Below are 13,998 nucleotides of genomic sequence, written 5' to 3'. Positions count from 1 at the left end.
CTCCTGTTCCGTTCGTGATCGTGTGTGCGGCGCGGCCCGCACCGTGGGGGATGAGTACGTGCGGGCCGCGCCAGTAAAGGGGGCAGCGGCGCCTAGTACGCCCGTCGCCGCATCCGGCGCCACCACATGAGCGCCGCTCCGATGAGCACGATCCCGGCCGCACCCGCGCCCGCGGACCCGGCGATCAGGCTCATGTTGCCGGAGGAGCCGGAGGCACCCGCCGGGGACAGCGCGTCGCCGAGCTGGTTGCGGACGTCGTTGCCCGAGGTCGTGCCCTTGGCCAGCGGCCCCCGGGATCCCTCGGTCGGCAGCGCCACGTACGGGAAGGACTTCTCGAAGTCCTTGTCGTTCTTGTCGACCGCGTCACCGAGGTCGTTCTTGGAGCCGACCAGCTCGCCCTCGACGACCTGGAGCGAGGCGTCGATCACGTCATCGGTCAGCCGACGACCGTTCGGGAACCCGGCGTTGTCGCCATCAAGCACACCGAGCCGCTTCGGAGAATCGGTGGGCTTGATGGACGTGTTGAGGCGCAGCTCCTCGGCGGGTCGCACGTAGGGAGGCTGGTTGAGCCCCTTCACACCCTTGAGGAACACGTCCACGAGGTCGTTGCGGGGCTCCTTCGGGGCGGGGATCTTGTAGATCGCCTCGATGAGCTTCGGCAGTTCGGGGTTGGTCACGTTCTTCAGGAACTGCGCGTCGTCGTACGGCGAGGACGCGTTGAACTTGTCCTTGTCCTTCAGCGGGTTGACGACCTCGTTGACGAGCGGGTTGCCCAGGCGCGAGACCTGCGAGTAGTACCCCTGCGCGTTCCTGCGCTGGGTCGTGGACCAGATGCCCACGATCGGCTGGTGCGAGGACTCGGCGATCATGTCCGTCGGGACCTGCAGGGCGATCGAGTTGACGTTGTAGCCCTTGAGCGTGTCGTTGCCGACCTCGGTGAGGTTCCCGCCGTACAGCAGGTCGAAGACGCGCAGGTCGGCGAAGAACGGGTCGTCGGCCTGGCCGGCGAACGACGCCGAGTCGTTGGGGAGCTTGTAGACCGCCTGGTCCCGCAGCTTCTCGTAGTTCGGCATGGAGGCCTTGCCGACGTTCGACGGCGCCACCGGGACGTCGTCCGCGATCTTCGTCTTGTACTTGACCTTCTGGTTCTTCAGCTGGAAGAGCTCGATGTCGTACGTCTGCGTGACGTTCAGGTCCGGGTCGTCGAGGCTCTCGACCACGCCCGTGTTGTACAGGAACGACTTCTTGTTCTTCACATGCGTCTTGAAGGTGAAGCGGTACAGCAGATCGCCCTGGCCGTCACCGTTGTTGTCGATGTGGAGGTCGTACTGCGCGTCCTCGGCGAACTGGTAGAAGTTCGGGCCGCCGCCGGGCTCCTCGAAGGGGATCCAGTTGGCGACGATCGTCGTCGAGTCGGGCTTGTCGGGGCTGACGAACGCGTACACGTCCGTGTTGTCGTACTGGGGGTCGCCCGAGATCAGCGGGGCTTCCCGGTGACTGGAGGCGGAGGCCGCCCCGGGTTCCAGCGTGGCCACGCCGGCGGCTACGAGCCCACCGGCGGCCAGCGCGCCACAGATGAGGGTCGCAATGCTGCTGCGTCCCGAGCCGTTCCTGGAGATAGGTGTCATGCCGTCCGTCCTCAGTCCAACTTGCCTGACGCCGGTGATTCGGAGCGGTGGGCGGGCCGGATTGGTCGAATCTCAAAACTTCTTTTCTGCTGCTCGACCCGCGTTTTCGGCCTTCTGATCCGTAACCCCATCCGGAGGTGTGTGCGTTGCGAGTACCTCGTGGGACGGGACGGCCCAGGTGCGGGTTTGCGGGAGGGGGCGGCGAGTTGGAGGCGGACGAGCTTCTGATGCTCGTGGCGGGAGGGGACCAGAGGGCGTTCGAGGAGCTCTACGGGCTCGTGGCCGGGCCGGTCTTCGGGCTGGTACGTCGTGTGGTGCGTGATCCGGCGCAGTCGGAGGAGGTGTCACAGGAAGTGCTGCTCGAGTGCTGGCGGTCCGCCGCGCGGTTCGATCCCCGCCGGGGCAGCGCGCTGTCCTGGGTCCTCACCCTCGCGCACCGCCGTGCCGTCGACCGGGTGCGCAGCGCCCGTGCGGCCGGTGAACGCGACCAGCGCGAGGCGCACCGGTCCCATCACCCCGCCTTCGACCAGGTGACCGAGGAGGTCGAGGCGGGCCTGGAACGCGAGTGGGTGCGCCGGTGCCTGGACCGGCTGACCGAACTCCAGCGCCAGTCCGTCACCCTCGCCTACTACGACGGCTACACGTACCGTGAAGTGGCCGAGCGGCTCAGCCTGCCGCTGGGGACGGTGAAGACGCGGATGCGTGACGGACTGACCCGCTTGCGGGAGTGCCTGGGAGGTGCGGCATGAGCCTCTTCCGCCGGGAAGACCTGCACTCCCTCGCGGCCCCGTACGCCCTGGACGCGCTGGAACCCGGCGAGCGGGCCCGCTTCGAGCGGCACCTCAAGGACTGCGACAGCTGTGCGGCGGACGTGCGTGCGCTGTCCGAGGACGCGGTACGGCTCGCGTGGTCGGCCGCCGCCCCGCCGCCGTTCGCGATGCGCGACCGGGTGCTGGCCGCCGTACGCACCATCCCGCAGGAGCCCGCCGTACGGCCCGAACCGGCCCGTGCGCGTCCCGAACCGGCCCGTGCGCGGCCGGAACCGGCCCGGGCGCGCAGGTCGCAGCTGCCGCCGCATGTGTGGGGCGCCCAGCCGCCGCCCAGGCAGCGCCGGCGGCGTCCCCTGTTCGCGCCCTTCGCGACGGCCACCGCGGCCGCGGCCCTCGTTGTCGCCTCCCTGTTCGCCGTCCAGGCCGACCGGACCCAGGACGAACTGGACGCGCAGAAGGCCCAGGCCAGTGAGATCGCCCACGTTCTCCAGGCCGCGGACGCCCGGGCGACCCGGGGGCAGGACGCCCAGGGCCGAAGCATCGCAGCGATCGCTTCCGCATCGGAAGGGCGCGCGGTCGTCACCCTGAGCGGGTACAGCGCGCCCCCGAGCGGCCGCGTGCGCCAACTGTGGCTCATGCGCCCCAACGAGCAACCGCGCTCCCTCGGGCTGTTCTCCGCCGACACGCCCCTGGTCGCGAGCGGACTCGACAAGTCCGCGACATCACTCGCTGTGACGGTCGAGCCCGACGGGGGATCACCGCAGCCCACTACCCAGCCTGTTGTCCAACTCGCCCTGAAATCGGCTGGATTCGGAGAGTAATCATGGAGGGGTCGTCAACACCCTTGCGGGGAAGGTGAATCCTGTGACGCCGATACACGTGTGCCCCGGAGGGGCGATAGGGTTACCCTGCCCGGGCCGGGTGGACTCGTACGGGTGGGGAGTGACATGGAACAGATAACAGTGCGCAGGGCGAGGGTCCCTGCGATCACCTGCGGGAGCAGCGCGACCAGTTCGCGCCTCGACCGCCATCTCTCGGTGCTTTCGGGACCTGCCGTCCCGCAGCGCGAGGCGGCCGAGGCGACGTCACTGATGCGCGAGCTGACCGCGCGTGACCCCGCCAAGCAGGAGCGCAGTGACAGGGGTGCGCGGGTTCGCCGTGTCTCGCTGTTCGCGCCACTGCGCCGACTGCGCCGTTCGCTGTTCGGCGGACGCTGAGCCCTCGCCGCCCGGTATCGTGCTGCGATCCTGCCCGTCGTCCCCACGGCATGCAGCACGATCCAGGTGACCGAACTCCCCTCCCGGCAAGAGGCGTTCACTTCTCGCTGTGTGCGTACCTCCGTACGGCAAGCGGCGCGAAGACCGCGAGCAGCACCCCGCACCACATCAGTGACCCGGCGATCGGATGCGCCACCGGCCAGGCGGCCCCCTGCGGTATCGGGGCGTTGCCGAGCAGGTCCCGCAGGGCCGTGGTCACCGCGCTGATCGGATTCCACTCGGCGAGCGTCCGCAGCCACCCGGGCAGCCCCTCGGTCGGGATGTACGCGTTCGACAGCAGTGGCAGGACGAACGTCGCTCCGCCCAGCTGCCCCGCGGCCTCCTCGCTGCGGGTGAGCAGGCCGAGGAAGATGCCGATCCAGGTGGTCGCGAACCGGAACAGCAGCAACAGCCCGGCGGCGCCCACTGCGTGCAGCGCGGAGCCCTCGACGTGCCAGCCCACCGCGAGCCCCACCAGCAGGAACGGCACCGTTCCGGCTGCGGTGACCACCACGTCCGCGACCGACTGGCCCAGCGGCACGGCCGCCCGGCTGATCGGCAGGGTGCGCAGCCGGTCCGTCACGCCCCGGTGGACGTCCTGGGCCGCCTGGAACATCCCGGTCATGATCCCGTTCGCCGCCGTCGCCACCAGCAGGCCCGGCACCAGGAAGGACCGGTACTCCTCGCCCGGCATCGCCAGCGCACTGCCGAAGACGTAGCCGAAGAACAGCAGCATCGTGATCGGCATGGTCTGGGTCAGGATCAGCAGCCCCGGGTTGTTCCGGACCCGCCGCAGCTGACGGCCCAGCATCGCGGTGCCGTCGTAGGTCAGCGTGCTCATACCGCAAGCTCCTTGGTCAGTTGCAGGAAGACGTCGTCGAGGGTCGGCGGCCGGATGCTCGCGTCGAGCAACGGCACTCCCGCCGCGTCCAGTTCACGCACCAGCCGGGGCAGCGTGAGCGTGGTGTCCCGGGTGACCGCGCCGACCGCGTTGCGCTCGTGGTCGAACGACGGTTCCCCGCCGGTGAGCCGGTCGAGCACCCTTGCCGCCGTCACCAGGACGTCCGCGTCCGCGACGACGATCTCGACGTACGCCCCGATCAGGGCCTTGAGCTGGGCCGGTGAACCCGTGTGCGCGACCCGCCCCTTGTCCACCAGCGCGATCTCGTGGGCGAGTTGGTCGGCCTCCTCCAGGTACTGCGTGGTCAGCAGCACGGTCGTGCCGTCCGCCGACAGCTCGCGCACGGCGTCCCGGACGAGGGTGCGGCCGGCCGGGTCGAGGCCGGTCGTCGGCTCGTCGAGGAACAGGATCTCCGGGCGGCGGATCAGGCTCGCCGCCAGGTCCAGGCGGCGGCGCATACCCCCCGAGTAGGTGGACGCGGCCCGGTCGGCGGCCCCGGTCAGCCCGAAGCGGTCCAGCAGCTCGGCGGCCCGCTCGGCCGGCCCCCGTACCCGGTGCAGCCGGGCGAACAGCCTGAGGTTCTGCCGCCCGGTGAGGTCCCCGTCGACCGACGCGTACTGCCCGGTGACGGCGATGGCGCGCCGGACGGCCTCCGGTTCCCGGACGAGGTCGTGTCCGGCGACCCGCCCGGAGCCGGCGTCCGGCCGCAGCAGCGTGGTCAGCAGCCGTACGGCCGTGGTCTTGCCCGCGCCGTTGGGGCCGAGGAGGCCGCAGACCGTGCCCGAGGGCACGGCGAGATCGAGGCCGCGCAGGGCATGGACCTCCCCGAACCGCTTCTCCAGACCTTCACTAAGTACAGAGTACGTAGAAGTCATGGCAGGACCATAGCGCACTACGTACGCTGTACGTAACTAGGATGGTGGCCGAGGTGATGATCGATGGCGGGCCGAGCGGCCGTACCCGAAGTGATCTGGTCGCGTCCCGAGCGGACGGGGCGTGGCCCGAAACCCGCGTTCACCAGGGCGGACATCGCGGCGGCGGCGGTGCGGCTGGCCGATGCCGGGGGGCTGGACGCGGTGTCGATGCGCCATGTCGCGGCCGAACTGGGCTGCGGGACGATGTCGCTGTACAACTACGTCCCCCGCAAGGAGGACCTGCACGAGCTGATGGTGGACGCGGTCAGCGGCGAGCACGAGCTCTTCGAGCCCACGGGTGACTGGCGGGCCGACATGCTGCGCAACGCCCGCCGGACCAAGGCGCTGATGCACCGGCACCCCTGGATGCCACGGCTCATGTCGGGGGCGTACGGCTTCAGCCCCAACGCCCTGCGCTATCTGGAGCACTGCCTCGCCTGTCTCGATCCGCTGGACGCCCCCTACGGCACGAAGATCGAGCTGGTCGCGATGCTCAACGGGTGTGTGACGACGTATGTCTCGAACGAGCTGTCCACGGCCGAGCGGGTGCGGTCGCTGCCGTGGTCGCAGGAGCAGGAGAACGCGGTGCGGATCGCCTATCTGGGCAGCCAGGTGGCGTCGGGGGCGTATCCGCGGCTGGCGGCGTCGTTCATGGAGGACGCGGGACCGATCGATCTGGACGCGGTGTTCGAGCGGATGCTGGATCGGGTCCTGGATGGCTTCGAGCCCAGGGCCTAGACGGTCTGGAGCGGCCTAGAGCAGCGCGAGCTGGCCCTCAGGTCCCTCCTCGTGGCCGTCCAGGACCGACGCCGGCCTGCGGGCCGCGTCCGGGACCGGCAGCACCCCCGCCCCGCGCAGGCCGGCCGCCGTGATCCGTGACGTCACCTCGTCCTGGAGCGGCTGAAGATCCGCCAGCAGGGCCAGCACGGTGATCAGTTCGAGGAGTTCCGACGTCCACGTCTGCGGCCAGGTCGCCGGGCGGATCGCGGCCAGTGTGCCCGGCTCCGGTTCCGCGATCCGGGCCGCGAACCACTGCTCCAGCACCCGCACTCCGCCCGCCTCGTAGTCCCAGGCCTTGGGCGGTACGGGGGAGACGCGGCCCTCGTCAAGGAGCAGGGCCTCCTCGTCGCGGTCGTAGTCCAGGATCAGGGGCCGGGACGGCAGCGGCGCACGGACGTACGGGCGGCGGCCACCGGGCAGCTTCGGACGGTCGCCGTCACGGCGCATCAGCCACAGGACGCGGCGGCCCGACTCGACGCCACGGGCCCACAGTTCGGCGTCGTCGGTGAGCGGGACGGCGAGGTCCGGGCGGACCACCGCCAGGATCCAGGCGAGGACGTCCAGGGGCTCCACCGGGACACCCAGGCGGGTCCGCAGGTGCTCGAGGAGACCGGGCGCGAGGTTGGGTTCGGTGCCCCCCGGGCGGCGGTACAGCGGGCGGATGCGGCCCGGGCGGAGCAGGGGGAGCAGCGAGGTCGCGAGGAGCTGGGGGCCGGGACCGTCCGTGGGCGTCTCCACCACGAACACCTGGTCGCCGTCCGCCACCCGCCACAGCTCGGGCCGGGCCGCGTCGATCAGCCGGTGGTCCGGGATCAGCCACTGTTCGTCGAAGGGCGCGTGCAGCACCCGTACCGGCTCCGGGCAGGGGCCGGAGGCGCGCGCGAGCCTCTCGGTGCCGCCCGTGCGCCCCGGAAGCTGTCCGACCGCCGAACGCAGGGTGCGGGACCGGGTGGGCTCGAACAGAGCCTCCCGGTCGGGCCCCTCGGCCTTCAGCAGGGCGTCCCAGCGGGCTTTCAGGGATGCCGCGTCGGGACCCGCCGGCCACCCTCGGCCGAGCCGCGGCGGTGCGACGGACCACGGCATGAGGTCCGCCAGCGGCGGAGCGTCGTCGTGCGTCACGCTGGGCATCGTACGACCATTCGCCGACAGGCAGCCGGGGACAGTGGGCTCATGTGGCGTCCAGGGTCACCGTGAAGGAGAACCGGTCACCGCGGTAGTGGATCACCGCCGCGTCGAGCACCCGGCCGCCGGTGTCGTAGGTGACTCCGGTGTAGTGCAGGATCGGGCTGAGCAGCGGGACTTGGAGCAGCCGGGCCGTCTCCGGGTCCGCGAGGCGCGCCTCCACCGTGTCCGTGATACGGCTGATGTCCGCCCCGACGACATCCCGCAGCACCTTCGTCATCGGCCAGCGCATCAGGTCCGACGGGTCGATGCGGGCGGCCACTTCGGGCCGGACGTAGTTGCGGGCGTGGTTGGTCGGCTCGCCCGTCTTCTCGTCGCTGCGCAGCCGGTGGTACGACGCCACCTCGTCCAGTTCCGGGAAGTGCCCGGCGAGTTCGGGCGGCACGGGCGACTTGCCGTGCTCCAGCAGCTCGGTCGTCATGCCGGACTGCTGGGCCACGATCGCGTCCACCGAGCCGAGCAGCCGGACCGGGGTGCCCCTGGTCGCGCCGGGCTCGATGAACGTGCCCCGGCGCCGGTGACGGGTGATCAGCCCCTCGTCCTCCAGCTCCTTCAGCGCCTGCCGCATGGTCAGCACGCTCACCCCGTAGTGCCCGGCGAGCTGTTCCTCGGTGGGAAGGCGCAGCGGGTCCCGGGGAGTGCGGCCGAGTATCGAGGCGCGCAGGGACTGCGACACCTGGTACCAGAGCGGCAGCTTGCGGTTCAGGACGATGGAGTCCGGGGCGAAGGAGGTCACGGGCTATCCGTACCTTTCGCGGATCGGTCAGTGCAACGGGCGGAAGTGACGTTCCAGGCCCTGCCACACGTCGTCGTAGTGCGGCTGGAGGTGGTCCGCCCGGGCCGCGTGCGCGGTGAGCGTCACCGGCCAGCGTGTCTCGAACATGAACGCCAGCCCGTCGTCGACCTTCTGCGGCTTCAGCTCGGCCGCGCTCGCCCGGTCGAAGGTCTCCCGGTCGGGGCCGTGCGCCGACATCATGTTGTGCAGCGAGCCGCCGCCGGGCACGAAGCCGCCCTTTCCGGAGGCCTTCGCGTCGTAGGCCCCCTCGATCAGGCCCATGTACTCGCTCATCACGTTCCGGTGGAAGTAGGGCGGCCGGAAGGTGTCCTCGCCGACCAGCCAGCGTGGCGCGAAGACCACGAAGTCGACTCCGGCCAGCCCCGGGGTGTCGGAGGGGGACGTCAGCACGGTGAAGATCGACGGGTCGGGATGGTCGTACGAGATGGAGCCGAGCACATTGAAGCGGCGCAGGTCGTAGACGTACGGCACATGGTTGCCGTGCCAGGCGACGACGTCGAGCGGGGAGTGGTCGTAGGTCGCCGTCCAGAGGTTGCCGCAGAACTTGTTGACCACCTCCACGGGCCCCTCGACGTCCTCGTAGGCGGCGACGGGGGCCCGGAAGTCGCGGGGGTTGGCGAGGCCGTTGGCGCCGATGGGGCCGAGGTCGGGGAGCTGGAAGGGGGCCCCGTAGTTCTCGCACACATAACCGCGGGCGGTCGGGCTCTGCCCGCGATCCGATGCAGAGTCCAGCAACTCGACACGGAAGCGCACCCCACGAGGGATCAGCGCCACCTGTCCCGGCTCCACATGGAGCAGTCCGAACTCCGTGCGCAGCAGCAGCCCGCCGCGCTCGGGGACGATCAGCAGCTCGCCGTCGGCGTCGCTGAAGACGCGGTCCATCGAGTCGGTCGCGTGGTACAGGTGCACGGCCATGCCGGTGCGCTGGGTGACGTCGCCGTTGCCGCCGAGGGTCCACAGGCCGGCGAGGAAGTCGGTGCCCTCGGCGGGCTCGGGCAGCGGGTCCCAGCGCAGCCGGTTCGGGTCCGGGACCGACTCGGTGAAGGGGGCCGTACGGAGGTGGCCGTTGTGGGTGTGCGTGAACGCCGGGTGCGCGGCGGAGGGGCGGATGCGGTACAGCCAGGAGCGGCGGTTGTGGGCGCGCGGCTCGGTGAACGCCGTGCCGCTGAGCTGTTCCGCGTACAGGCCGAGGGGGGCGCGCTGCGGGGCGTTGCGACCCTCGGGGAGGGCGCCCGGGACCGCCTCCGAGGCGTGCTCGTTGCCGAAGCCGGAGAGATAGGTCAGGCCCTCGGCGGTCTTGCGTGCGTCGCCGCGCGTGAACGCTGCGTCCCCGGTCATGATCGCTCCCTTGCGGTCTGATTCCTATGGAACACCGTAGGATTGCGGTGCGGTCGGCGCAAGAGGCCGTTCCCTGGCCTTCCCTGACCTTCCCTGACCTTCTCTGGTCATTCCCCAGCCGTTCCCTGGAACCGATGTCCCGCCCGTGACCTCCTCAGGGAGGAGGACGAGAACCAGACCACAGGGGGATTCGCGGTGTCGGACCCGTGTTCTACGCTCCCCGGCATGTCGTGGACGCGGGGACTCGTTGCCCTGCTCGCGGTCTGTGTCCTGCTGGTGACCGGATCCGTGAGCTGTGGCACCCATGGGGCACAGGAGCACAAGGACGGACGGTCGGTCTCACCGGTGGGCAAGGTCCTCGACGACACCGATCACGAGGGCCGGCACTACCGCGAGGTGGACAAGGGGAACGCCCCAGACGTCGGCATAGAGGTGCAGCCGGACACCGACGACAGCTGGTCCGTGCGGCTGACCGTCGACAACTTCACCTTCTCGGCCGCCGCGACGAAGGCGAAGGCGGTCTCCGGTCGCGGCGTCGCCGTCCTCTTCGTGGACGACCGCCCCGTCACCACCCTGCGCACCCCGTCCTGCCGCCTCCCGTCCGCGTACGTCCCCCAGGGCACCCACAAGGTCACCGCCCGCCTCTACGCCGACGACGGCACCGTCTGGGCCGTCGACGGCGCCCCGGTGGAGAGCACGGCGGACGTGACGGCCTCGGAACCGGAGTCTGCGGGGGGTGCCGGGTCGGGGTCGCGGTCCATGGGGGACGGCGAGGCGTCGGACGCGGGGTCCGTGGCGGGCGTGGACGACGCCCTGGGGGCACAGCCGATCGCGGGCGCGGGCGACGGTACCGCGGGCTCGCAGGTCGGCACGGGTGCCGGGGGTCGAGTCTGGGAGCCGCCGCTTGCGACGGGCATTCGCGCGGCCTCGGACGCGCAGGCCGTGGCGGACACAGCCGGGGGCACCCTGGACGTGCAGGCCGTAGCGGGCACCGTCGAAGGCGTCCCGGGCTCACCGGTCGGGCTGCGCACCCCGGCAGCGGAGCCGTCGCTGACGACGAGCACTGGACTTGGCGTGGTCCCGGGCGTGCAGGCGGTGGCAGGTGGCGGTCTTCTGGGCTCGCCGGTCGGGCTGCGCGCCCCGGCAGCGGAGCCGTCGCTGACGACGAGCACCGGCCCTGGCGTGGCCCCGGACCTGCAGTCCCTGGCGGGGAAGGGTCGGCCCGGCTCGTGGGTCCGCACCCGCACCGCCGCAGCCGAACCGCTTACGACGAGCACCGGCACCGGCCCCGGCACGCGTCCCGGCCGTGGCCGATGAGTACGGCAGGCCCCCGGAGCCGTACCAGGTGGCAGGGTTCACCGGACCGCGGCGGGAAGGCATCATGAAGCCCGTGCCCCAAGCGACCTCGCTTCGCCGCGCCCCCGTGCAGCGGCGCAGTGCCGAACGGCTGACCAGAATCCTCGACGCCTGCGCCGACCTCCTCGACGAGGTCGGCTACGACGCCCTCAGCACCCGCGCCGTCGCCCTGCGCGCCGGCGTGCCCATAGGCTCGGTGTACCGCTTCTTCGGCAACAAGCGGCAGATGGCCGACGCCCTCGCCCAGCGCAACCTGGAGCGTTTCACGGCCGGCGTCACCGACCGCCTCAAGGAGTCGGGCGAGGAAGGCGGCTGGCGCAAGGCGATGGACGTAGTCCTCGACGAGTACCTCGCCATGAAGCGCACCGCCCCCGGCTTCTCGCTGGTCGACTTCGGCAACCAGATCCCCGTCGGCGCCCGCCACGCCGAACCCAACCACCGCGTCGCCGACCGCCTCACAGAGCTCCTCTCCGGCTACCTCTCCCGCGAACCGGACGACGATCTGCGCCGCACCTTCCTCATCGCCGTGGAAACCGCCGACACCCTGGTCCACCTGGCCTTCCGGATGGCACCCGAGGGAGACGAACGGATCATCCAGGAGGCCCGGGAGCTGCTGCGCGCCTATCTCGCGCGCGTCCTGGACTGACCACCCACACCCCCTCCCCTCCATGCCTACCGGTCGGTATGCTCATCCGGACCGGCACCGCTGCCCCGGGAGGACCCGTGTCCCGCACCGCTCTGCGTATCTGCCCCCTGTGCGAGGCCACCTGTGGTCTGACGCTCACCATCGAGGGGACCCGGGTCACCGGCGCCCGCGGGGATCGCGACGACGTGTTCAGCAAGGGGTTCATCTGCCCCAAGGGAGCCTCCTTCGGGGCCGTGGACGGGGACCCCGACCGACTGCGCACCCCCCTCGTACGACGGGACGGCGAGCTGCGCGAGGCCACCTGGGAAGAGGCCTTCGACGCGGTCGCCGCCGGGATCCGGGGCGTCGTCGACGGACACGGGGCGAACTCCGTCGGGGTCGTCCTCGGCAACCCCAACGTCCACACCATGGCCGGCGCCCTCTATCCGCAGGTCCTGCTCGCCGGCCTGGGCACCCGCAGCGTCTTCACCGCCTCCACGGTCGACCAGATGCCCAAGCACGTCTCCAGCGGGCTGCTGTACGGCGACGCCAACGCCATCCCCGTGCCCGACCTCGACCACACCGACCACCTGCTCCTCATCGGCGCCAACCCCCTGGAGTCCAACGGGAGTCTGTGCACCGCCCCCGACTTCCCCGGCAAGCTCAAGGCGCTCAAGGCCCGCGGCGGCACCCTCACCGTCATCGACCCCCGCCGCACCCGCACCGCCAGGCTCGCCGACCGGCACATCGCCGTCCGCCCCGGTACGGACGCCCTGCTGCTCGCGGCGATGGCGTACACGCTCTTCGAGGAAAGCCTCGTGGACACGGGGGAGTTGACGCCCCACCTCCAGGGGATCGACGAACTCCGGTCGGACCTGCGTGACTTCACCCCGGAGGCCGTCGCCGCGCCCTGTGACGTCGACGCCGTCCTCATCCGCACCCTCGCCCGCGAACTCGCCGCCGCCCCCACCGCCGCCGTATACGGCCGCATCGGCAGCTGCACCGTCCCGCACGGCACCCTGGCCAGCTGGCTCGTCGACGTGCTGAACATCCTCACCGGCAACCTCGACCGGCCCGGCGGCGCGCTCTTCCCGCAGGCGGCCACCGACCGGACGCCCCGGCCCGCCGGGCCCAGCCACGGGTTCGCCCTCGGGCGCTGGCACTCCCGGGTCAGCCGACACCCCGAGGCCAAGGGTGAGTTGCCGCTCTCCGCGCTCGCCGAGGAGATCGACACCGCGACCCAGGAGGGCGAGCCGATCCGGGCCCTCGTGGTCGTCGCCGCCAACCCCGTGCTGTCCGCCCCCGACGGCGACCGCCTCGACAAGGCCCTCGGCTCGCTGGACTTCATGGTCAGCGTGGACCCGTACCTGAACGAGACCTCGCGCCACGCCCATGTCGTGCTGCCCCCGCCCCCGCCCTCCCAGAGCCCGCACCACGACTTCGCCTTCAACACCCTCGCCGTGCGCAACCAGGTCCGCTACACCCGCCCCGCCGTCCCGCTGGAGCCCGGCCGGATGGCGGAGACGGAGATCCTCGCCCGGCTGATCCTCGCCGCGACCGGCATGCACGGCGCCGACGCCTCCGCCGTCGACGACCTGGTCATCGGCCAGACCCTCGGCAAGGCCGTCAAGGACCCGCACTCGCCCGTGCATGGCCGCGAGCCGGGCGAACTCACCGCCGAACTCGCCGGCGACACCGGCCCCGAGCGGCGGCTCGACATGATGCTGCGCCTCGGCCCCTACGGCGACGGCTTCGGCGTACGGCCGGACGGGCTGAGCCTCACGAAGCTGCTCGCGCATCCGCACGGGATCGACCTCGGACCGCTCGCGTCCCGGCTGCCGCAGCCGCTGAAGACCCGCAGCGGCAAGGTCGAGCTGCTGCCGCGGCCGATCGCGGACGACCTGCCCCGGCTGCGCGAGGCCCTGCGGCACAAGGCCGAGGCCGACGGGCTCCTCCTCGTCGGCCGCAGGCACCTGCGCTCCAACAACAGCTGGATGCACAACGTCCCCGCGCTCACCGGCGGCACCAACCGCTGCACCCTGCACATCCACCCCGAGGACGCCGAGCGGCTCGGGCTGAAGGACGGCGCCGCGGTGCGGGTCAAGGGCGCCGGGGGAGAGGTGGTCACCGAGGCCGAGGTCACCGACGGCGTGCGCCGCGGCGTGGTCAGCCTGCCGCACGGCTGGGGCCACAACCGGCCCGGCACCCGGCTCGGCCACGCCGCCAAGGACCCCGGCGTCAACGTCAACCAGCTCCTCGACGGCAGCCTGCTCGACCCGCTCTCGGGCAACGCGGTCCTCAACGGCATACCGGTAAAACTGGCCGCCGTAACGGCCCTGTGAGCAGCGCAAAGCTGTGACCAGCAGTTTTGCGCTTATTGCTCGCATGTCAACGTCTTGTTAACGCCGCTTGACGAGTCCTAACGTCATCGCACTGCCGACTCCGGTGGGAG

13 protein-coding genes are annotated in these 13,998 nt (G+C 71.3%); 7 read left to right on the top strand and 6 right to left on the bottom strand.

What is annotated here, in order from left to right; genetic code table 11:
- Positions 1-92 precede the first annotated feature (92 nt).
- Positions 93-1,628, bottom strand: coding sequence for a DUF4331 domain-containing protein (locus ACFVYN_RS21695; RefSeq protein WP_390000957.1), 1,536 nt, complete (start codon positions 1,626-1,628; stop codon positions 93-95).
- A gap of 206 nt (positions 1,629-1,834) precedes the next feature.
- On the opposite strand from ACFVYN_RS21695, the gene ACFVYN_RS21690 reads away from it, so the two are divergent.
- The 3 genes from ACFVYN_RS21690 to ACFVYN_RS21680 all read left to right on the top strand — a co-directional run bounded on the left by ACFVYN_RS21690 (position 1,835) and on the right by ACFVYN_RS21680 (position 3,615).
- A complete protein-coding gene (locus ACFVYN_RS21690) occupies positions 1,835-2,377 on the top strand; it encodes a sigma-70 family RNA polymerase sigma factor (protein ID WP_390000955.1) in 543 nt (180 codons plus the stop codon).
- Complete coding sequence (locus ACFVYN_RS21685; RefSeq protein ID WP_390000954.1) at positions 2,374-3,219, top strand: anti-sigma factor domain-containing protein; 846 nt, start codon at positions 2,374-2,376, stop codon at positions 3,217-3,219. Before ACFVYN_RS21690 ends, ACFVYN_RS21685 begins: the two co-directional genes overlap by 4 nt.
- Before the next feature lie 126 nt (positions 3,220-3,345).
- A complete protein-coding gene (locus ACFVYN_RS21680; protein WP_390000952.1) occupies positions 3,346-3,615 on the top strand; it encodes a hypothetical protein in 270 nt (89 codons plus the stop codon).
- 97 nt (positions 3,616-3,712) lie between these two features.
- Here the strand turns inward: ACFVYN_RS21680 and ACFVYN_RS21675 are convergent, their stop codons facing one another.
- Together ACFVYN_RS21675 and ACFVYN_RS21670 are read right to left on the bottom strand one after the other, a co-directional pair.
- Positions 3,713-4,495 (bottom strand): ABC transporter permease, encoded by a 783-nt coding sequence (locus tag ACFVYN_RS21675; RefSeq protein ID WP_390000950.1) that lies wholly within the window; start codon positions 4,493-4,495, stop codon positions 3,713-3,715.
- The gene (locus tag ACFVYN_RS21670; RefSeq protein WP_390000948.1) at positions 4,492-5,430 is read right to left on the bottom strand and encodes an ATP-binding cassette domain-containing protein; all 939 of its coding nucleotides are present in this window, start codon (positions 5,428-5,430) and stop codon (positions 4,492-4,494) included. The genes ACFVYN_RS21675 and ACFVYN_RS21670 overlap by 4 nt, the downstream gene beginning before the upstream one ends.
- Positions 5,431-5,493: 63 nt before the next feature.
- Here ACFVYN_RS21670 and ACFVYN_RS21665 point away from each other — a divergent pair, with 63 nt between their 5' ends.
- Positions 5,494-6,207, top strand: a complete 714-nt coding sequence (locus ACFVYN_RS21665) for a TetR/AcrR family transcriptional regulator (RefSeq protein ID WP_390000946.1) — start codon at positions 5,494-5,496, stop codon at positions 6,205-6,207.
- A gap of 15 nt (positions 6,208-6,222) precedes the next feature.
- On the opposite strand, the gene ACFVYN_RS21660 is transcribed toward ACFVYN_RS21665, so the two are convergent.
- Genes ACFVYN_RS21660 through hmgA form a run of 3 tightly spaced genes read right to left on the bottom strand, consistent with a single transcriptional unit; the run spans position 6,223 to position 9,565 of the window.
- Positions 6,223-7,377: a type ISP restriction/modification enzyme gene (locus ACFVYN_RS21660; RefSeq protein ID WP_390000944.1), complete on the bottom strand. Its 1,155-nt coding sequence runs from the start codon at positions 7,375-7,377 to the stop codon at positions 6,223-6,225.
- Positions 7,378-7,417: 40 nt separating this feature from the next.
- A complete protein-coding gene (locus ACFVYN_RS21655; protein ID WP_390000942.1) occupies positions 7,418-8,167 on the bottom strand; it encodes a GntR family transcriptional regulator in 750 nt (249 codons plus the stop codon).
- Positions 8,168-8,194: 27 nt separating this feature from the next.
- Complete coding sequence (gene hmgA, locus ACFVYN_RS21650; RefSeq protein ID WP_390000940.1) at positions 8,195-9,565, bottom strand: homogentisate 1,2-dioxygenase; 1,371 nt, start codon at positions 9,563-9,565, stop codon at positions 8,195-8,197.
- A 225-nt stretch (positions 9,566-9,790) separates the two neighbouring features.
- On the opposite strand from hmgA, the gene ACFVYN_RS21645 reads away from it, so the two are divergent.
- The 3 genes from ACFVYN_RS21645 to ACFVYN_RS21635 all read left to right on the top strand — a co-directional run bounded on the left by ACFVYN_RS21645 (position 9,791) and on the right by ACFVYN_RS21635 (position 13,888).
- Positions 9,791-10,882 carry a hypothetical protein gene (locus tag ACFVYN_RS21645; RefSeq protein WP_390000939.1) on the top strand — a complete coding sequence of 364 codons (1,092 nt, stop codon included), beginning with the start codon at positions 9,791-9,793 and terminating at the stop codon, positions 10,880-10,882.
- A 64-nt stretch (positions 10,883-10,946) separates the two neighbouring features.
- On the top strand, positions 10,947-11,567 hold the full coding sequence (locus ACFVYN_RS21640; RefSeq protein WP_390000937.1) for a TetR family transcriptional regulator: 621 nt from the start codon (positions 10,947-10,949) through the stop codon (positions 11,565-11,567).
- Positions 11,568-11,644: 77 nt separating this feature from the next.
- Complete coding sequence (locus ACFVYN_RS21635) at positions 11,645-13,888, top strand: molybdopterin oxidoreductase family protein (protein ID WP_390000935.1); 2,244 nt, start codon at positions 11,645-11,647, stop codon at positions 13,886-13,888.
- Positions 13,889-13,998: the final 110 nt, after the last annotated feature.

The sequence above is a fragment of the Streptomyces sp. NPDC058307 genome, assembly GCF_042880295.1.
Taxonomy (GTDB): Bacteria; Actinomycetota; Actinomycetes; order Streptomycetales; family Streptomycetaceae; genus Streptomyces.
Note: the sequence above shows the minus strand (reverse complement) of the source record. Positions and strands in the feature narration are given on the sequence as shown.